This window comes from Acidaminobacter sp. (assembly GCF_030247605.1).
GTDB lineage: Bacteria > Bacillota > Clostridia > Peptostreptococcales > Acidaminobacteraceae > Acidaminobacter.
Genome location: NZ_JAOTSB010000002.1, coordinates 343,189 through 362,570, shown reverse-complemented (window position 1 = coordinate 362,570; position 19,382 = coordinate 343,189). Strand labels below are relative to the sequence as shown.

At 51.6% G+C, this 19,382-nt stretch carries 19 protein-coding genes and 1 other annotated feature; of the genes, 10 read left to right on the top strand and 9 right to left on the bottom strand.

Annotated elements, in window-relative coordinates; translation table 11 throughout:
- Window positions 1-15 precede the first annotated feature (15 nt).
- From ribD to OEL90_RS01675, 5 genes are all read left to right on the top strand, one after another.
- On the top strand, window positions 16-1,116 hold the full coding sequence (gene ribD / locus OEL90_RS01695; protein ID WP_300686823.1) for a bifunctional diaminohydroxyphosphoribosylaminopyrimidine deaminase/5-amino-6-(5-phosphoribosylamino)uracil reductase RibD: 1,101 nt from the start codon (window positions 16-18) through the stop codon (window positions 1,114-1,116).
- Between the two features lie 36 nt (window positions 1,117-1,152).
- Window positions 1,153-1,797, top strand: coding sequence for a riboflavin synthase (locus tag OEL90_RS01690; RefSeq protein ID WP_291400709.1), 645 nt, complete (start codon window positions 1,153-1,155; stop codon window positions 1,795-1,797).
- 103 nt (window positions 1,798-1,900) lie between these two features.
- Window positions 1,901-3,112, top strand: coding sequence for a bifunctional 3,4-dihydroxy-2-butanone-4-phosphate synthase/GTP cyclohydrolase II (locus OEL90_RS01685; protein WP_291400707.1), 1,212 nt, complete (start codon window positions 1,901-1,903; stop codon window positions 3,110-3,112).
- Window positions 3,109-3,573: a 6,7-dimethyl-8-ribityllumazine synthase gene (ribE, locus tag OEL90_RS01680; RefSeq protein WP_291400705.1), complete on the top strand. Its 465-nt coding sequence runs from the start codon at window positions 3,109-3,111 to the stop codon at window positions 3,571-3,573. Before OEL90_RS01685 ends, ribE begins: the two co-directional genes overlap by 4 nt.
- A gap of 309 nt (window positions 3,574-3,882) precedes the next feature.
- Window positions 3,883-4,170 (top strand): nucleotidyltransferase family protein, encoded by a 288-nt coding sequence (locus OEL90_RS01675; protein WP_291400704.1) that lies wholly within the window; start codon window positions 3,883-3,885, stop codon window positions 4,168-4,170.
- 184 nt (window positions 4,171-4,354) lie between these two features.
- On the opposite strand, the gene OEL90_RS01670 is transcribed toward OEL90_RS01675, so the two are convergent.
- From OEL90_RS01670 to OEL90_RS01660, 3 genes are read right to left on the bottom strand one after another with little or no spacing between them, the layout of a single operon-like run.
- Window positions 4,355-5,233 (bottom strand): ABC transporter permease, encoded by an 879-nt coding sequence (locus tag OEL90_RS01670; RefSeq protein ID WP_300686822.1) that lies wholly within the window; start codon window positions 5,231-5,233, stop codon window positions 4,355-4,357.
- Complete coding sequence (locus OEL90_RS01665; RefSeq protein WP_291400698.1) at window positions 5,220-5,948, bottom strand: ABC transporter ATP-binding protein; 729 nt, start codon at window positions 5,946-5,948, stop codon at window positions 5,220-5,222. Before OEL90_RS01665 ends, OEL90_RS01670 begins: the two co-directional genes overlap by 14 nt.
- Window positions 5,945-6,910: an ABC transporter substrate-binding protein gene (locus tag OEL90_RS01660; protein ID WP_300686820.1), complete on the bottom strand. Its 966-nt coding sequence runs from the start codon at window positions 6,908-6,910 to the stop codon at window positions 5,945-5,947. Before OEL90_RS01660 ends, OEL90_RS01665 begins: the two co-directional genes overlap by 4 nt.
- A 115-nt stretch (window positions 6,911-7,025) precedes the next feature.
- Here OEL90_RS01660 and OEL90_RS01655 point away from each other — a divergent pair, with 115 nt between their 5' ends.
- Window positions 7,026-8,006, top strand: a complete 981-nt coding sequence (locus tag OEL90_RS01655; protein WP_300686819.1) for a prenyltransferase — start codon at window positions 7,026-7,028, stop codon at window positions 8,004-8,006.
- An 87-nt stretch (window positions 8,007-8,093) separates the two neighbouring features.
- Here the strand turns inward: OEL90_RS01655 and OEL90_RS01650 are convergent, their stop codons facing one another.
- The gene (locus tag OEL90_RS01650) at window positions 8,094-9,713 is read right to left on the bottom strand and encodes a hypothetical protein (protein WP_300686818.1); all 1,620 of its coding nucleotides are present in this window, start codon (window positions 9,711-9,713) and stop codon (window positions 8,094-8,096) included.
- Between the two features lie 197 nt (window positions 9,714-9,910).
- Here OEL90_RS01650 and OEL90_RS01645 point away from each other — a divergent pair, with 197 nt between their 5' ends.
- Entirely contained in the window at window positions 9,911-10,225 is a 315-nt protein-coding gene (locus tag OEL90_RS01645; RefSeq protein ID WP_291400693.1) for a hypothetical protein, read from the top strand.
- A 75-nt stretch (window positions 10,226-10,300) separates the two neighbouring features.
- On the opposite strand, the gene OEL90_RS01640 is transcribed toward OEL90_RS01645, so the two are convergent.
- Complete coding sequence (locus OEL90_RS01640) at window positions 10,301-10,810, bottom strand: flavin reductase family protein (RefSeq protein ID WP_300686817.1); 510 nt, start codon at window positions 10,808-10,810, stop codon at window positions 10,301-10,303.
- A gap of 330 nt (window positions 10,811-11,140) precedes the next feature.
- Between OEL90_RS01640 and OEL90_RS01635 the strand changes: the two genes are divergently transcribed.
- Both OEL90_RS01635 and OEL90_RS01630 read left to right on the top strand, forming a co-directional pair.
- Entirely contained in the window at window positions 11,141-11,653 is a 513-nt protein-coding gene (locus tag OEL90_RS01635; RefSeq protein ID WP_291400691.1) for a 4Fe-4S binding protein, read from the top strand.
- On the top strand, window positions 11,650-13,398 hold the full coding sequence (locus OEL90_RS01630) for an aldehyde ferredoxin oxidoreductase N-terminal domain-containing protein (protein WP_291400689.1): 1,749 nt from the start codon (window positions 11,650-11,652) through the stop codon (window positions 13,396-13,398). Before OEL90_RS01635 ends, OEL90_RS01630 begins: the two co-directional genes overlap by 4 nt.
- A 113-nt stretch (window positions 13,399-13,511) precedes the next feature.
- Here OEL90_RS01630 and glnA read toward each other — a convergent pair whose 3' ends face one another.
- Entirely contained in the window at window positions 13,512-14,951 is a 1,440-nt protein-coding gene (gene glnA / locus OEL90_RS01625) for a type I glutamate--ammonia ligase (RefSeq protein ID WP_291400686.1), read from the bottom strand.
- 215 nt (window positions 14,952-15,166) lie between these two features.
- On the opposite strand from glnA, the gene OEL90_RS01620 reads away from it, so the two are divergent.
- On the top strand, window positions 15,167-16,150 hold the full coding sequence (locus OEL90_RS01620) for a D-2-hydroxyacid dehydrogenase (protein WP_291400685.1): 984 nt from the start codon (window positions 15,167-15,169) through the stop codon (window positions 16,148-16,150).
- Between the two features lie 126 nt (window positions 16,151-16,276).
- On the opposite strand, the gene OEL90_RS01615 is transcribed toward OEL90_RS01620, so the two are convergent.
- From OEL90_RS01615 to OEL90_RS01605, 3 genes are all read right to left on the bottom strand, one after another.
- Window positions 16,277-16,774 carry a hypothetical protein gene (locus OEL90_RS01615; protein ID WP_291400683.1) on the bottom strand — a complete coding sequence of 166 codons (498 nt, stop codon included), beginning with the start codon at window positions 16,772-16,774 and terminating at the stop codon, window positions 16,277-16,279.
- 269 nt (window positions 16,775-17,043) lie between these two features.
- Complete coding sequence (locus tag OEL90_RS01610) at window positions 17,044-17,493, bottom strand: acetolactate synthase (protein ID WP_291400681.1); 450 nt, start codon at window positions 17,491-17,493, stop codon at window positions 17,044-17,046.
- A gap of 23 nt (window positions 17,494-17,516) precedes the next feature.
- Window positions 17,517-18,821 carry a phenylacetate--CoA ligase family protein gene (locus OEL90_RS01605; protein WP_291400679.1) on the bottom strand — a complete coding sequence of 435 codons (1,305 nt, stop codon included), beginning with the start codon at window positions 18,819-18,821 and terminating at the stop codon, window positions 17,517-17,519.
- Window positions 18,822-18,932: 111 nt separating this feature from the next.
- Window positions 18,933-19,198 (bottom strand) — a binding site (T-box leader).
- Between the last annotated feature and the right edge of the window lie 184 nt (window positions 19,199-19,382).

Sequence of the window (19,382 nt, the reverse complement as noted above, 5' to 3'; positions counted from 1 at the left end):
GAGGAGGGAACACTGATGAACGCCTATCATATTCAGCACATGCAGCGTGCGCTTGAGCTGGCAAAACTCGGGGCGGGAAGGACCAGCCCGAATCCTTTGGTCGGAGCGGTTATCGTCAAAGAGGGCAGGGTTATTGGTGAAGGGTATCATGCCATGTACGGCGGGCCTCACGCAGAGGTGAATGCCATTGAGAATGCGTCTGAGTCTGTTGAGGGCGCTGAAATCTATGTCACCCTGGAGCCGTGCTCCCACTATGGCAAAACCCCGCCTTGCGCCTTAAAGCTGATTGAGAACCGCTTCTCAAAAGTCTATATTGCTATGGAGGATCCGAATCCCCTTGTCGCAGGCAGGGGCATCCAGATGCTGAGAAAACAGGGCATTGAGGTCGAAGTGGGACTGCTGGAAGAAGAAGCAAAAGCCCTCAATGAAGTCTTCATCAAATACATCACCACTAAAAAGCCTTTCTGCGTCATGAAGGCAGCCATGACCCTGGATGGAAAGATAGCCACGGTCACCGGTGAATCACAATGGATTACCTCTGAGGCTGCCAGGGAATATGTGCATCAGCTTCGTCACGAACTGAAGGCTATCATGGTGGGCATTGGAACGGTCCTCAAGGATGACCCTAAGCTGACCACGAGGCTGAAAGGCAAGCAGGGCAGAGATCCAATCAGGGTTGTGGTGGATTCGACCCTGAAGATTCCGCTGAACGCCAAAATACTGCATCTGGACTCAGACGCGCCGACCCTGATCGCGACCACAGACCGTGCGGACAGTGAAAAGGCAACCGCGCTTCAGTCCATGCCGGGCGTAAAGCTGATCATTACGCCTCAAAAGGACGGTAAGGTCGACCTGGACTATCTCATGTTTGTCCTTGGAGAGCAGGGCATTGACAGTCTGCTTCTGGAAGGCGGCGCGACGCTGAATGCCTCAGCCCTGGAAAGCAAAATCGTGGACAAAGTTCTGATGTTTATAGCGCCCAAGATCCTGGGAGGGCAGAATGCGCCGACCCCGGTAGGCGGAAGCGGTATAGAGGTTCTCGAGAATGCGGTTCGCCTGAAAGGGATGAAGGCCGTCGAAATAGGAGATGACCTGCTGATTGAGGCGCGAATTTGAGTGACCATCGGCAAAAATAAAAAGGGGTAGTGGAAGATGTTTACTGGCATCATTGAAGAGATTGGCGTTGTCGAAGGAATCGCACGGTCGGGTCCTGCGGCGCAACTGACCGTGCGGGCGTCGACGGTGCTCGGGGACGTGAGAAATGGGGACAGCATCAGCACCAACGGGGTGTGCCTGACGGTGGTGCGGTTCACGAAGGACACGTTTACGGCGGACGTCATGCCGGAGACGCTGCGGTATTCGAACCTCGGGGCGCTGAAAAAGGGCAGCCCGGTGAACCTGGAGCGGGCCATGAGCGCGAACGGCCGCTTTGGCGGGCACATGGTGTCCGGGCACATTGACGGCGTGGGCGTGATCCGGGCGCTGCGGCAAGAGGGCAACGCCACCTGGATGACGGTGGAGCCGCCTGAGGCGCTGCTGCGCTACATCATTCAGAAGGGGTCCATAGCTATGGACGGCACCAGCCTGACGGTGGCCCAACTGGAGGGCGCGGCGTTCAGCGTGTCGATCATTCCGGTGACCAAGGATGAGACGATTCTCCTGCGGAAGCGGGTCGGCGACGAGGTGAACCTTGAATGCGACCTGGTGGGCAAATATGTGGAGCGGTTATTGCAGTTCGCGCCGGAGAAAAAGAGCCCATTGACCATGGACTTTCTAAAACAGAATGGATTCGCATAAAAGCTTATTAGAAGCTTTTTGCCGATGGTGACGTTAACGTGACCATCGGCAAAAACTAAAGTCTTTGGTTTATGAACGATTGAAAACGGGAGGTGTCCTGCCAATGGGATTTTGTACGATTGAAGAAGCGATAGAGGCCTTAAAGGCTGGGGAAATGATCGTCGTCGTGGACGATGAGGACAGGGAAAACGAAGGGGATCTGCTCATGGCCGCCGAAAAGGCGACGCCGGAGGCCATCAACTTCATGGCCAAGCACGGACGGGGGCTGATTTGCGTGCCTATGCTCCGGGAGCGTCTGAACGCGCTGGGCATTTACGACATGATCGACCGCAATACGGATCCGAAGCAGACAGCGTTTACGGTGTCGGTGGACTCCATGCGCTGCACCACGGGCATTTCCGCAGGGGAGCGGGCCATGACGATCCAGCACTTGCTGGAGGAAGAAGCAAAGCCGGCGGACTTTATGCGTCCGGGGCACATCTTTCCACTGGTGGCCAAGGAAGGCGGGGTACTGCGACGTGCGGGTCACACAGAAGCCGCTGTGGATCTGGCGAAGCTGGCGGGCTTTCAGCCTGCGGGCGTCATCTGCGAGATCATGAATGACGACGGGACCATGGCACGCGTGCCGGAGCTGATTGAGTACTCCAGGAAGCATGGCCTTAAGATGATTACCATTGAGGAACTGATTCGGTTTCGACGCAAGTCGGAGGTTTTGGTGGAACGGGTGGCAGAGGCAGACATGCCCACGAAGTATGGCGATTTCAGGATGATTGGGTTCATCAACCGTTTGAATGGCGAGCACCACGTGGCGCTGGTCAAGGGGGATGTGGCGACGGAGGAACCGGTCCTGGTCCGAGTGCATTCGGAGTGCCTGACGGGGGATGCCTTTGGGTCACTGCGCTGTGACTGCGGCGAGCAGTATGCCGAAGCCATGAAGCGCATTGAGGCGGAGGGCCGTGGAGTGCTTCTGTACATGCGCCAGGAGGGTCGCGGCATTGGCCTGATCAATAAGATCAAAGCCTATGCGCTGCAGGACCAGGGGTATGATACGGTGCAGGCCAACCGCATGCTGGGCTTTGAGGATGACCTCAGGGATTATGGCATTGGGGCGCAGATCCTGATGGAGCTTGGGCTTCACAAGATCCGGCTGATGACCAATAACCCTCAGAAGATTACGGGGCTGTCCGGCTATGGGCTGGAGATCGTGGAGCGTGTGCACATCCAGCTCAATCATAATGAGCGGAATGAGTTTTATCTGAAGACTAAAAAAGAAAAAATGGGCCACGAGCTTAACTTTGAGGAGGAAAAGAAATGAAGGTTTATGAGGGCAAATTAGTATCTGACAAACAGCGATATGGGATCATTGTTGGGCGGTTCAATGAGTTTATTGGCGGCAAGCTTTTGGGCGGCGCTCTGGACGCACTGAAGCGACATGGGGCTTCTGAGGATCAGGTTGAGATTGCCTGGGTACCGGGGGCCTTTGAGATTCCTTTGATTGCGAAGAAAATGGCGTCAAGCGGCCGCTATGACGCCGTAATTTGCCTGGGCGCGGTTATCAGGGGTTCCACGCCGCACTTTGACTACGTTTCCAGCGAAGTCACCAAGGGTGTTGCCCATGTGTCCCTGGATACGGGGATTCCGGTGATTTTTGGGGTTCTGACTACGGATACCATTGAGCAGGCCATTGAGCGCGCCGGCACTAAAGCGGGGAATAAAGGTTTCGATGCTGCTGTTACTGCCATTGAGATGGTAAATTTGATTGAGCAGCTGAAGTAATTTTTGCTTGGGGGCGATAGGCGCCAGCCGCAATAGGCGCCAGCCGCGCGGACAACTTTTAGTTTGGTGACGCGGACAGGTTTGAAACCGGGGCCAGAGCTTAAGTGTTCAGTAAGCCCGGGAGAGCATGAGCCGCAATGGATTTCGAGATTTTTAACAAAAAGATTTAAGCGAAAAAACGAAAACAGGCTCATCCGCACCTCAAAGCTGTCTTGGGGTAGGTATGGGCCTGTTTTTATAATGTTCAATTATGTACTTAAAGGGGTATAATGAATGTAATGTAATAAGAAGCGAAAACGAGGTGAGTTTATGTTAAATCTGCCACAAATTGAAAATGTAATTAAAGAAGTTGCCGAAGAGTACAAAGTCAAAAAGGTTTCAATTTTTGGTTCTTATGCTGATGGATCAGCCACAGATAAGAGCGATTTGGACTTGTTAGTTGAATTTCATACGCCGGAAGTTTCACTCTTTACAATAATTGACTTTAAATATAGCATTGAAGATCGCTTGAACATGAAAGTGGATGTTGTGCACGCTCCTCTGGATAAAAATGCTTTGATCATTCCTAAAAAGGTGGTCAGAGTGTATGGACAATAATTTTCTTGAAAATCGAGATCAACAAATACTAAAGAAAATTCTTAGTGAAATTGATCTAATTGAGACCTGGTGTATCACTTTAGATAAAAATCTGTTCTTAGAAGATGAATTAATACAGCGCGCTATACAAATAAAGATGACGCCACACTTCAGAGAGCAAGCTCTCTGAAATGCAGCGACATCTTTATTTATGCACGTCTGTTAGCCTTCGCGTAAGCCGTGTCCACCGGCACCAACGGGCCTCCAGGAGGTCAATCCCTTTAAACAGCAGAAATCCCATCAAACTCAGGGCCAGAATCCCGCTGAACATTTCCACGTAGTCGGCCATAAGCCAGCTGTTCATGATGAAATAGCCTATGCCGTAGGTTGTCGCATAGTTTTCTCCAAAGAACAAAATGGAAATGCTGACCCCCACGCAGATGCGCAGGGCTGTCATAATCTTGGGCAGCGTCGCCGGCAGGATCAGATGCCGGTACAGCCCGCTTCGGCCAATCCCCAGAGACAGCACTGAATAGTACAGTTCCTTGGAAATCTCCCGGACGCCGTCTCTGGCCGCCACCAAAATCTGAAAAATAATAATGATGATAATCAGCATTATCTTAGAGGTTTCCCCCAGTCCGAACAGAATCATCAGCACCGGCAGAAAAGCAATTTTGGGCAGAGGGTACAGCAGATAGACCACGGGGCTGAGCCAACGGTCCGCCCGCTCGCTGACCCCCATCCAAAGTCCTAAAGCGCCGCCAAGCACCAGTGAGACCAGCAGCGCCACAGAAATCCGCCCGAGGCTGACCAGCAGGTGCTTGCTCAATTCTCCCGGAAAGATCCTGAGAAAATGCAGGATCGCTGTATGAGGCGCCGGAATGGCCGCGGAGCCCACCGAAATATGCATCACATACCAAAACAGGAGGATCGCCAGCATGCCGTAGAGGGTCTGCAGCCAACTCCCCCTCAGACTGGCACTCGAGCGCAAACGCCGTTGACTCTTGTCGTCGCTCTTCGTCCTGTCGCCGCTCTGCGCCCTGTCTCCGCCCAGCTGCCGCATTTCGCCCTTAAGCCTGCTCATACAACCGCCTCCGAATCTTCAGGCTCATCTCAAAAAAAGACGGATGATCCCTGAAGTCCGCCTCTCCAAAATATGGATTGTCAATTTGTTCCTGAACGCGACCATCGGCCATCACCAGGATGCGCTGTCCCAGGAATACCGCTTCCTCAATGTTGTGCGTCACCAGCACCAGGGTAAACTGCCGCTCCCGGTGCAGCCGCAGCACCAGATTCTGGATCAGCTCCTTGGTCATGGCGTCCAGCGCCGAGGACGCCTCGTCCATGAGCAGCACGTCCGGCTCCAGGACCAAAGTCCGGCCGATGGCTACCCGCTGCTTCTGACCCCCGCTGAGTTCCCCCGGCAGCCGGTGTCCGAGGCTTTCCAGACCTAACTCCTCCAGCATGGCGCCCACCCGCTCGCTCGTCTCCACAGCGCCAAAGCCCCGCGCCTTCAGCGGAAATGCCAGATTATCCCGCACGGTCTTCCATGGCAGCAGGCCATAGTCCTGGAGCACAAGCCCTGTCTCCTTGCGGATCCCGCTGACGGATTTGCCGCCAATGACTATAGACCCGGACTGGGGCCTGACCAGCCCCGCCAGCGCGTAGAGCAGCGTCGTCTTGCCGCACCCGGAAGACCCAATGACAGCGCAGGTCGAGTGCGCCGGCACGCTCAAATTAAGTTCTTTCAGAGCAATGTCCTGATCATAGGCCACTTCCAGGTCGCGGATCTCTATCACTGCACAAACTTCCCTTCAATCAGGTCTTCGTACCCGAGCTCGATTTTTTTGCCCAGGACGCGCTCGTTCCAGTCCATGATGGTCTTGAGATAAGCCTCATCCGGCACCCGCGCCAGGTGGTACTCGGGCATGAGGATCTTGTCGGTGATTTCAGGCTTCAGCTTCAGCACTTCGACGAGGAGCGCCCGGGCTTCGCTGTCATCCTTCTGAATGTCAGCAATGGCCTTGTTGTAGGCATCGTGAAACCGCTGCACCGCCGAAGCCTTGTCGCTGATGGCTTTACCTGTAAACACCATGACATCCGGCGAAAACGCGTCCGGATTCTCAATGAGCTGCTTCGTCAGGCCGTTCAGTTCCCCCATAGACGCCATAGGCTCCGGGATGACCGCCATGTCCAGTTCGCCCTTGCCAATCATTTCAAGGCGCGCCGGGATCTCGTTGATATAGATTTTCTCAACGTCGTAACGGCCTTCCAGGCTTCTGTCTGACAGGTAGTTCGACACGCTGACTTCCATCATACCCACTTTGACAGCGCCGCCGTCCCTCAGCTCGCCTTTAATCAGGAAGGGGAACGCACCGTCTGTGCTCGTGGTGACTTTGATGTCAAAGCCGTTCTGGACGTTGTTGACCAGGGCGATCATGTCCGTCATGGCCCCGTCCAGCTCGCCGCTCTGGAGTGCGCTCTGGCGGTTCATGGCATTGGTGTAGACCTGGACGTCCACGGTCAGGCCAAGTTCTTCGAAATAGCCTTTTTTCGCGGCTAAAAAGATAGGCGCGGAGTCTACGGCAGGCATGACCCCAATTTTTAAGGTAGCCGGCTCATTTTCAGTGCTTTCTGCCGATGGTTCCGAAACCGCCGGCTCAGCAGGTATTTCAGCTTCAGGTTTCTGACAGCCTGTGACTATAAGGGCGGTGACCAGCAGGAATGCCAGCAGGAGTGATAAGTACGATGATTTTTTCAAGTAGGATCCACCTTTCTTGCTCGAATTAACACTCCTATTGTATAATGGCTTTTGGATTGTTTCAATATTAACAATATAACCAAATTTCCAAGACACTGGTGTCATGAGGTATACTATGGATTGTGACAAAAACTTATCGAGTAAGGCGGGCGACAAGACAATGAAATATACAGAGACAATAGAAACAAAAGAGAGAATTTCGAAAAAGAAAATTGTGAAAGACCTCTGGATCGCGCTCAGACCTCTTTCGCTGACTCTGGCGGTCAGCTCGACGACCCTTGGCATTCTGGTGGCGTGGCGCGGCGGGATGCTGATTGAGGACGGCGCGGCCCTGATTTGGGCGAGGATTGCGCTGGTGACCATCGGCGGCATGCTGGTTCAGGCGTGCGCAAACCTTGTGAATGATTTTTATGAGGGTTCGTTCAAATACCATCGGCCAGGAGAAAGGACTTATAAATTTTTGAAATATGAACGGACGGCTTTTGATCTCGCGGTGTATGGGTTCAGCATGCTGTGTCTGGCCGGGACCGGGCTGATTGGGCTTGTGCTGATGAAGCTCAGCGCGCCGAGCCTCATTTATGTAGGAATAGCGGGTATGGCGGGGGCGTATGCCTATACCGGGGAACCGTTTGTGTACAAGAAGCGGGGACTGGGGGCCGTGCTGTCTTTTGTGCTGATGGGGCCGCTCATGGTGCTTGGGGCTTATGTCGCGGTCAGCGGGGCGTACAGCTGGGAGCCGGTGGTGCTGGCCATGCCGGCCAGCCTGATGATTCCGCTGCTCATGATGTCTAATGAAATTAGAGATGTTGAGAGGGATGGTGCGTTGGGCATACGGACATTGACAGTCATGGTGGGAATCCGGGCTGGAAAGGGGATCTATCTGGGGCTTCTGGCGGTGGCTTACGGTATGACAGCGGGGATGGTGGTGCTCGGACGGCTGCCTGCAGCTGCACTTGCGGTCTTCGTGACGCTGCCGCTGGCCGTCAAGTCTTACAATAAGGTCTCGATGCCAAAAACCAGTGGGATCCGGATTACCAACCTGCTGCACATTGCTTTTAACAGCATTATGATTGCAGTGCTTGCACTGGCGTCATAACCATATAAAACAGGCGCAGCGACAGTTGGGAAACTCGACTGTCGCTGCGCCGTTTTTTTGTATGGATTCGTATTATACAGATTGGTGCTATGGCGTTTGCCGAGGGCGACGGCCCTTAAGGGCTGCATACATGCCTTCAAGCCGCCTCAGCACAGCCTTTCGTTCGGTGCCGTTAAGCCGGACTTTGCCGGTGATTTCGGTGGTAAAGTCGAGAAATGCCGCAGTAAGACGGCTTTCATTGATGGCGAAGAGCACGTTAGGGGCATTGTCTTTGATCACCAGAACGCCCACGTTTTCGCGGATGTATACAGTACAATCTGATGAATAGCTGTCCTCCAGCAAGATCACGTGATAGTTTGGATAGGTTTTCATCAGGTGAATTGTATGAGCCAGGTGTTCGCGGTATTCCTGGAGAGTGTAGAAGACGTCCGACAAACCCACAAGTCCCAGGAACCTCAGGCGAAGTGCGTCCGGTATTTTGTTTGTTTCGGGATCTTTATGCAATCCGTTTGCATCTGCAGCTTTAGCCAGCTCCAGAAGTTCCTTTTTGTCCGGGAGCAGCAGCAGATCTGTATGATCAAAAACCTCAAGCTGTTTTAAAAGTCTCTCATGCCGTTTTCTTTGAATCCCGGCCATATACTGGATCTGCTGTGGCTCGAGACCGGATCTGTTCATTATGGATTCCGCGGTGGCTATGGGCATTGTTAAGGAAGGCAGCCCCTCCCTGAGGGTTATGATATTGGAAGCCTCCGCCTCGAACTCCTCGATCATTTCCAGAACCGTGCCGTTGTGTTTGACTGTTATGATCTTCATTAGAGGTCGGCAGAGGTTCAGGTAATCCTGAAATTCGTTCTGATAATGGGCAACTGTCCGCGGCTCGTTGAACACGTGGACGATGGGCGGATTTGTTGAGCGGCTGACTGAGCGGCTGATCAGCGCGGTCTTCTTTTCAAGAATGAAAAGTGTATGCTTGTAGACATCATCCCGCGTTCTCGGGTAATAGTAGGGCTCAATTGAGCCTGTCATATAGAGGGGCAGCCATTCGCGAATGGCTGTCAGCATCTCGTCCAGGCCACGGTTGACCGTATGAACAATGACTATTTTGTGCCCTTTTTGAATGACCTTTGACATCAGCACAGACCATTGACTCGTGAATTTTTTGTCCCCAATAAGCCACTCCATGGATTCGTCACTGTAAAGGTAGAGGGTTTCATTGCCTTCGCTCATGAGTGCTGTCGCCAGCAGCGTTAATACCGCTTCGCGTTTGCCGCTCAAGTCTAAGTAGGTGCTTGTTTCCTTTGGATTCAGTGTCCCAAAAAGTGAAGCCAGGTCAAAGACCGCATTTGAGGTGGGAAAAGTAAAGTGCGAGACCTGTTCCAGCAGCTTGCCGATGGACTTTGTCTCCAACACCTTCTGATCGTACAGCCAGCCGAGGATCATGGCGCTTGCAGGTTCAAGGTCAATGGGAATCTGGGACGGCGGGGTCTGAAGCGCATGACAAAGTCCTGACCTAAAGGTGTCAACGGCCATAAACTTCGCGAAATACTGGCTGATGGCCAGCAAGTAGTTCTCGTTTTTTGAAGGTGCTCGGTCGCCGCGTCTCAGGCGGCTTATGTAAGAAGCGTCGAGGTTTATATGTCTGGCCAGCCCACTGTTTGAGGTGCCGGACAAGTTCATGAGCAAATCGAGTTTTTCAGAAAATAACAAGTCCGTCATCCTCCCTGGCGAAGCTGGATTTAGTATAAGTCTTGAAGAACAGGTTAATGTATTTTCCTAATACCCATTTTTTCGAATGACTTTCATGTTTTGTCACGAAACGTGACATAAATTTGTCATTGACAAATGTTGACACACTGATGACATAGAAATAATTAGGTGTATTATGGAATCAAGGAAGGCTGGTGATGGCGATGACATTGACAATGGCATGGAAAATCAAGCTCAAAGAGGGTTTCTTTAAAACAGTCGACTGTGAACTGACTTTGGATGAAACGCTGCTGATCATGACACCGCTTGAAGATCTTCACCATCCCTCTGTTGAACTGGAGCTGGATGAGATTGTTGGAATTACTATGAATAGAAAAGATCAGATCAACACGGAAATTGAAATTAGGACGAAGCAATTTATCTTTGTGGCGCAGTTGCTTGACTCTATGTTTGAAGAGGCGCTGATCCTGGAACTTTATGGGGTGTTTCAGTCGCGTTTTCAGGTGATCTGAAATAGTAAGAAGGTGCAGAGAAACCCAGTCCCCCGGGTTTCTCTGCACCTTCTTTTTTTTGAAAGCCCATCCACATCATTCTTTGCTGAAGACTTCCATGATTTCAGCAACATACATCGTATGGAAGTCGCGGGTCGGATAAATCTTGTCAATCAGCTCTGTCTCAATAAAGCTCTCCGGCGTCAATGGCTGGGCAAACAGTTTCTTGCAGCGGAGCACCAGGTTGGCTTCTTCAAAGTAGGGCGTACCGTCCAAATGTTTGATGGTGAGGCCGGACTTCGCAATTTTGTCTTCGTCTTTACCGGAAACACTGCCCAAATAACTGAGGGTTTTGCGGTGCTCTTCCCCAAAGAAGGTCAGCGTAAAGGTATCCGCCTGATCGACAAAGGACTTGGTGTGACGCTGAGGGCGGATGAACACATAGGCGACGTTTTTGTTCCATAGGATGCCAAGACCGCCCCAGCTGGCTGTCATGGTATTAGCCTTGCCGCCTGCCTCTGCGGTGACCAGCATCCAGTCTTTCCCGATCATTTCAAAGGCGTTTTTCTCAATGGTTTCCGGTGGAATCGATTTAAATGAAGTCATTGGTTGACACTCCTTTAGTATTGGATATTTATTATGGTTTATAGGCCTTAAGTCAGCAAAGCTTTACAACGCGTATGTAAAGTGTAACATTTTCAGGTGGGTTTAGACAAGTTTGGGGGTTGGTGACGCGGACAGGTTTTGAGTGAGTGCCTGTCACTGAAGTTGAGTGAGTGTCTGACACCAATCCTGAACGAGTGTCTGACACTCATCTCAATTCGGGGCCAGACACTCATCACAACTCACTTCACCTGCATTAAAAACTTTTTGAAGCTCTTCACATTCGACAGGGTAGAAATTACACGGAAGAAAAAACGAGAGGTGGGATCCACTGTGGCAAAGCGTCTGCGCTACAACATGAATGCCTGCATTGGCTGCCAGACCTGTTCGCTGGTGTGCTCAACACTGCTGGGGCAGCATTCATTGAGTGAAAGTGCGATCTACATAAAAACCAAAGGGGGCCTTCAGAGCCCTTACGTCTGCGTGGTTTGCGTCGCCTGCAAAGAAAACATTGCTTGTCTTGAGGCTTGCAGAACCGGTGCCCTGAGAGCGAGGCCCGGAGGCGGGGTCCTCTTTGACAAGAGCAAATGCATCAGCTGCAGACTCTGCGTCAAGGCCTGCGCTATTGGCGCGGTCCAGTACAGCGAAAAGCTGGATCAACCGGTCATTTGCCGGCACTGCGGCACCTGTACCAGATTTTGTCCCCATCAGTGTCTCTGGATGGAAGAAGTTGAAGAGATTGCAGAGGTTGTGGAGGCTATAGAGGCTGAAGCGCTCGAAACGTCAAAAACATCTTCGCCAACCCCTGAGACAACACACCCGAAAGAAGGGGAGGCAAAGTCATGATCTATCAGGATTACATAAGAGTACTGACCATTGACCTCACAGAGGAAACCTATGTCATCAGCCAGCGCAAGGACCTGAAAGCCTTCCTTGGCGGCGTCGGCATTGCCTCAAAGCTTCTGGAGGAGCATTTAAAAGAAGACAAACCGGTGCTGGATTCTGAGCAGTGCATCGTATTCGCCATAGGCGCCCTCTCCACCATTTTCCCCATAGTCACCAAGACGGTGGCCATGTTCTGGTCGCCGCTGACAGGCGAGCTTGGAGAAAGCTACGCCGGCGGCCGCATGGCCCTGACCATGTTCATGGCCCGCTATGATGCTATTGTCATAAAGGGCCGCGCCAAAAAGCCCATTTACCTCTCCATCAGCGGACACAGTGTCGAATTCAAGGACGCAGCAGCTATGTGGGGACTGGAGTCGGACGAAGTCGGCCGAATCATCCGGGAACGGGAACCGGGAGCCGGCAAGCGCAGTATCCTCAGAATTGGTCCGGCAGGCGAAAACCTCGTCCGCTACGCCAGCGTCTGCGTGGATACCTACCGTCACTTCGGCCGCCTGGGGCTGGGCACCGTCATGGGCAGCAAGCACCTGAAAGCCATCTGCATCTATGGAAAGGGCAGTCATGAAATCAAAGACCGCAAGGCCTATTTCAAGGCTTTCAGCGACATTCACCAAAAGGCGCTGACCACCGACCTCATGAAAAAATATCACGACCTGGGTACGCCAATTGGCGTCTCAGGCATGAACGCCAACAAGAGCATTCCGACCCTGAACCTTCAGACCACCTTCTATGAAGACATCAGCGCCCTCACCGGTGAGGCCTTTGCCCAGCGCAACCTCATAAGAAAAACCGCCTGCGCCGGTTGTCCGGTGGGCTGCATCCACATTGGCCAGTTCCGCCGCGAGTTTGGTCCGGGGTATGAATACGAAGCCATCAGTGTGAGCTACGACTACGAGCTCATCTTCAGCCTGGGCACCTTCCTGGGCCTGAAGACCAGCGACGAAGTCCTGGAAATGATCGAAGCCGTTGAAGCCTATGGCCTCGATGCCATCTCCGCGGGCGTCGTCCTGGGCTGGGCTACGGAAGCATTTCAAAAAGGCCTGATCACCGAAGCCCAAACCCTTGTGCCCCTGGCCTTTGGAGACCAGAAAAATTACTTGAAAGCCTTGAAGCACATCTCCGACCGGACAAACGATTTCTACACTACACTTGGCGACGGCAGCGCCGCAGCTGCCAAACTATACGGCGGCGAAGATTTTGCCATGCAGCTGGCGGGCAATGAGATGGCCGGCTACCACACCGGATACGGCTCTGTGCTGGGCGCCGCGGTTGGCGCGCGCCACTCCCACCTGTGCAACGGCGGTTACGGCTTCGACCAGGCAGACGACTTCAGCATGGATACCCTTGTGGATCGTGTCTTTGACGAAGAACTCCACCGCTGTCTCCTCAATTCCATGATTGCCTGTCTCTTTGGGCGCCGCCTGTACGACCGCGGGACCATCGTCACCGCTATGGCGTCCATAGGCGAAACCCACACGGAAGAATCCTTGAAGCAGGCAGCCGCAGAAATCTACAAAAATAAACTCAGACTTAAAAAGCGCATGGGCTTCGATCAGACCGCCATGAAACTTCCAAAACGATTTTTCGAGACCCCGGGCGGCGGCACTCAACTCGAAGAAGACGTCCTGAACCGTCTCATCCGCGACTACGACGAAAAATGTCAGACCCTCTTCACCAAAGCAGAATAACTTTTGCCGATGGTCATGGCACCTCCACCCCATTCACAAACAAAAGACCTTGCGTCCGCTGAGTTACAACAGACGCAAGGTCTTCCTTACCTACATTTCATGGCAAATTTCAATTACAGTTCATAATACAATCTGAATTCCTCAGGATGCGGCAGGGCGCTGATCTGATAATGCTCTTTCGTGAGCCGCTCAATTTGGTTTTTAATCAAGATCTCAGAAAAGACACCGCCCTTCAGCAAAAACTCTTTGTCTGCTTCAAGTGCCTGGCAGGCCTCAATCAGATTAGCCGGAAGCCCTTTGACTTTGCCTCGCTCAGAATCAGGCAGCTTGTAAAGGTTGACATCAAACGGACCATAGCCCTCTGCCACCGGATCAATTTTGTTCTCAATGCCATCAATAGCTGCCATAAGCATAGCAGTAAACGCCAGATAAGGATTGGAAGTGGCATCCGGTGAGCGCAGCTCAAAGCGTTTGGTATGCGGCTCCGTAGCATAGCCGGGGATCCGGATGACGGCACTGCGGTTCGCGGTACCGTAGCAGATGCTTACAGGCGCCTCGTAACCCGGCACCAGTCGCTTGTAGGAATTGGTGCTTGGATTGGTAAACGGCATCAGTGCCGCGGCGTGCTTCAGAATCCCGCCTATGGCGTATAGGGCTGTTTCGCTCATCTGGCTATAGCCATTTGGGTCGAAAAAGAGCGGTTTGTCGCCGTCAAAAAAGTGCATATGGATGTGCATGCCGCTGCCGGCCTCATTCCAGAAGGGCTTAGGCATGAAGGTGGTCGTTAAGCCAAAAAGGTGAGCGTTATTTTTAAGAATATATTTGAGCTTCATGGTGCGGTCGGCCATTTCCTTAAGCGTCGCGAATTCCACTTCAATTTCGACCTGACCCGGTCCGCCATTCTCAGAGTGATGATACTTCACGGGGACACCATGTTCTTCCAATAGTCTGACCGTGTTGCTGCGGAAATTGTAGCTGGAATCCATGGGTAAATCCACGTGGTACCCGCCATGAGGCGGCACCTTGGCACCAAGATTTTGATATTTTGTATTGCCTGTGTTCCAGTCTGCCTGCTCAGAATCGATGCGCACCTCCATATGGTGGGTATCAGTCCGGTAGGAGATGTGGTTCAGGACGTAGAACTCGAATTCCGGGCCAAAGAGCGCTCGGTCGCAGATACCTTCTGCCTTTAGATAGTTCTCGGCCTTCTCGGCCAGGAAGCGCGGGTCGTCTTCAAATCTAACCCGCTCCCCGTCTTTCAGACGGTAAATGTTCGCAATGAAGACCAGTGTCTTCTCATCCGCGAAGGGATCCACAAAACCGGTGCTGAGGTCGGGAATGAACACCATGTCGGATTTTTCGACAGTCAGAAAGCCATAGCTGGACCCGTCAAAGCCTATGCCTGAGGTTAAGACACTGTCATTAAAGCGTTCGAAGGGAATGGAGAGATGGTGCCATCTGCCTTTCATGTCAATGACCTTGAAGTCGATGATCCGGATGTCCTCCTCGGCAATAAACGACTGGACCTCCGCCACGTTTTGGAATGCTTTCATATTGTGCGCCTCCTTGAAATTTTGGGTACAAGGGTAGTTCGATGCACTTGCTGAAATTCCAATTAAATTGAGCACTTATAATTTAATTCTAAACTTTGTTAGAAAAGAGTCAAGAGCAATGACTGTAAATCCGTGGGAATAATTTCGTTCTATGGAATATTGAAACCGGGCTTACAGCATGACACGTTCAGCTATTACGTTAGGAGGTAAATACTATGCCAGAAAAACCGCTAAACATCGTCGTCCTCGACGGCTACACCCTGAACCCCGGCGACCTGAGCTGGGACGGCTTCGCCAAGCTTGGAAAAATTACTGTCCATGACAGGACGTCACCGGAGGAGATTCGTCAGAGGATTCGTGGTGCGCAAATTGTAATGACCAATAAAACCCCATTGACCGCAGAGACTCTGAACTGCCCTGAAGCTGCGGATCTCCGCTATATAGGTGTTCTGGCTACCGGTTACAATATTGTGGATGTGCAGGCCGCAAAGCACAGAGGCATCCCGGTGACAAATGTCCCGACCTATGGTACAGACTCAGTTGCTCAAATCGTCTTTGCGCATCTCCTCGAAATTTGCCATCACGTGGGTGCCCATGATGCCGCCGTCCGCAGTGGGGAATGGGTAAGCTCCAAAGATTATAGTTTCTGGCACTTTCCTTTAATCGAGTTAGCTGGCAAAAAGCTTGGAATTATAGGCTTTGGCAGGATCGGTGCCAGAGTGGCGCAGATTGGACAGGCCTTCGGTATGGAGATCCTGGTTCTTGACCGGCAGGGGAGAGGGCAGAGAGAGGGTCTGCCTTATAACTTCGTTTCACTCGAGACACTTTACAAGACGTCAGACGTCATCACCCTGCATTGTCCTCAGACGCCGGAAACCCAGGGCCTCATTTGCGCTGAAAGCATCAGCCGAATGAAAGATGGCGTCATTTTGCTCAATATGTCCCGCGGAGGTCTTATCAACGAGCAGGATTTAGCCGATAGTCTCCGCTCCGGAAAAATCGCCGCCGCAGGGGTAGACGTTCTGTCCGCTGAACCCCCGATGGCGGATAATCCGCTGCTTACAGCTCCAAACCTGTTTATCACGCCACATATAGCCTGGGCGCCATGGGAAGCTCGCGCCAGACTCATGGAGATTGCCGTGGAAAATTTGGAACACTTTCTGCAGGGAGATCCGGTGAATGTGGTTTGGGGGAAGTGAAAAAGATGTAAGGGGCTGTTGTAAACTCGGTGTCAGACACCGAGTTTTCACTTGAATTTAAAAAAATAAAAGTCCAGGGACTTGGCGAATGCCATGTTCCTGGACTTCCTTAACGATTTAAGGGTCTTAGCCTTTAAAATCTTCCTTAACTAACTTGCCATTTTCATCCCAGCCCATGCGGGTGATTTTCGCAAGAAACTTGACGTCGTTTTCTTTTGCGCACTCAAGGACTTGGAAAACCTTGCTTTGGTCGATGCCGGCCTTCTTGACGTCGCCAAAAATTTTCATGATGGAGTACGGGTGATCCGGATCCTTAAGGCAAATCATGCCAGTGTCAGGAATCATCATAGCGTCGGAAATCAATTTGCCATAATCAATGTCTTTGAGGTCAGCGATGACATAATACTGTGTGTCGCCGCCGAGGTCTTCAAAGCCTTTGACTTGCTTGATGCTGAAGCTTGATTTTGCGACTGCGCTCATAGTCGCGAACAAAGGCAGGATTCCCCAGCCTTTGTGGCCTGAAACGATCATGGATTCCTTGCGGGCCATTGCCTCTTCAAGGTACGCGCCTTGTGCTTCATTCATGAAGCCTTGATCAACCAGTTTTTTAAGCATGGCGTTCATTGAACATTCTCCTTTTAATTATATTATAGTTTTAGAATTTACAGGGTACTAGACTATGGAAATCTGAAGATTAAATATAATGTGGGATGACGGTACAAGTCTATATCCTATGCCGCCTTTTTTATAATATCATTTCATCCGAAAAACTTAAAGACCCGAACGAACAAAATTTTTTCGAATAATTGAATTATTTTATAAATAATTTTCATGGCATAAAAAAACCGCTCCTATGAAGCGGTTTTTTTGAATGGACACAATAGTAGACGTGTTTACCAATAAACGTGGATGAGTTCTTCAATGTCCTCTTCCGTGCTGAACAAGCGGACCTCCTTGGATTTCAAAAGCGCTATTGCAACATCTGGCTTATTGACGCGGAAGATCATCAGCGCTTTGCGCGGTTTTGTGCCTACGAAGGCGTACATATACTCAATGTTGATGCCGCCTTCCTCCAGGATATCGAGAATTTTTGTAAGCCCTCCCGGTGTATCCTCCATTTCGACGACGAGTACTTCCGTCATTTTTGCCGCGAAGTTGTGACTTCTGAGGATGGACATAGCCTCCTCGGGCTTGTCGACTATGACGCGCAGAACACCAAAATCAGAAGTATCCGCCAGCGTAAGCGCGCGCATATTGATTCCGGCTTCAGAAAGGACTTTGGTGGCGGCGTTGAGCCTTCCCGGCGAGTTATCGAGAAAGACGGACAGTTGTTTGATCAGCATAAAAAATCCTCCTTCAGTCTTGATTACAGTTTTCGGTTGTCAATGACGCGTTTGGCTTTGCCTTCGCTGCGCGGCAGCGTTTTAGGTTCTACCAGCCTGACCTTGACTGAGATGCCAAGCAGGCTCTCAATTCGGGAGCGGATCTGACTCGCCGTTTCTTCCAGAGCACGGACCTCGTCAAAGAGGAAGGTTTCAGAAACTTCAACGTGAACCTCAAGCTGGTCAAGCTGGCCAACGCGGTCTACAATCAGCTGGTAGTGCGGCTGAACATCCCCCATTTGCAGCAGGACGTGCTCGATCTGGGAAGGGAAGACGTTGACGCCGCGAATGATCAGCATGTCATCCGTTCTGCCCTGGATGCGGCCAATTCTTCGAAGGGTTCTGCCGCAGGCACAAGGCTCCGGAATAATGCGGGAAATATCACCGGTGCGGTAACGGATAATTGGAAGCGCTTCCTTGGTAAGAGAAGTGAAGACCAACTCGCCGCTTTCCCCTTCTGGAAGCACTTCTCCGGTCGCCGGATCAATAACCTCTACAATGAAATGATCCTCCATGACGTGAAGCCCTTTTTGCTCCAGGCATTCCACCGCGACACCCGGTCCAATGATTTCGCTTAGTCCATAGATATCCAAAGCTTTGATCTTTAACCTGGTTTCGATCTCGCGACGCATATTTTCTGACCAAGGCTCTGCGCCGAAGATGCCAAACTTCAGTTTCAGCTCTTCCGGCTTTATACCCAGATCTTCAAGAGTCTCAGCAAGAAATAACGCATAAGATGGCGTACATGCCAGAATGGTGCTGCCATAATCCTTCATGATCATGACCTGACGGTCGGTGTTGCCGCCGCTGATTGGGATGATGGACGCGCCAATTTTCTCGCCGCCATAATGAACACCCAGACCGCCCGTGAACAGACCGTAACCATAAGCATTCTGAATGACGTCGTGTCGAGTGGCGCCGCCGCTGGTGAGGGCTCTGGCCATGAGCTCCGACCAGGTGTTCAGGTCGCGGCGGGTGTAGCCTACAACAGTTGGTTTGCCGGTAGTGCCTGAAGAGGAGTGAATCCGGACGACCTCTGCGAGGCTGACAGCAAACATATCATAAGGATAGTTGTCGCGCAGATCCGTCTTATAGGTAAACGGCAGATTGGCGAGATCCCTCAGACTTTGCACGTCCTCCGGATCAATGCCCTGCTTCTGAAACAGGCGGCGATAGTGGGGCACATTGTGGTAGGCCCGGGACAGCGTTTCCTGCAGGCGCTCAAGCTGCAGCTGGTCCTTATCCTCTTTAGTCATGCATTCCTTTGGCTCATTCCAGTACTTTGTCATAATTGATTCCTCCTGTGCGCTTTGTCTGATGGCTTTTAAGATCTATAGACAGACTGACTTTACTCGTTTCGGGACAAAAAAATAAACCTTCTCCCTGCAATAGAAACTCTGCAAAGGGACGAAAGGTTTTTCCGCGGTACCACCCCAATAGGCCATAAGCCCACTTTTGAAAGACGGGAAACTAAAGCCTTCCTGGCTCAAATTCCGGATCCTCTGCCCTATAACGGGGGCAACCGTTCAAGCCTACAGCGGATGGGTTCAGCTTGAAAACTCAGGAGAGAACTTCGCCGCGCGGGATCCTGGGAACGCTTACAGTCTGGGACATTCCCTCCCTGAAAGGCCTTGGCACGAGTACTTTTCTCCGTCAACGTCTGTTTGGATGACAATTTGAATTGGTCGCGAGCCTGAACTGAACTCATTGACGTGATTATAGGCTTGTCTTGCGGACGTGTCAAGCAAAATGCCAGAGAATTCAAAAAGATTTGAAATATTTTATAAAAAATAAAATTTTTGTAGAAGATAAACTCTTTTTATGAAGAGGACTTTAGTTTTCTGCGTCGA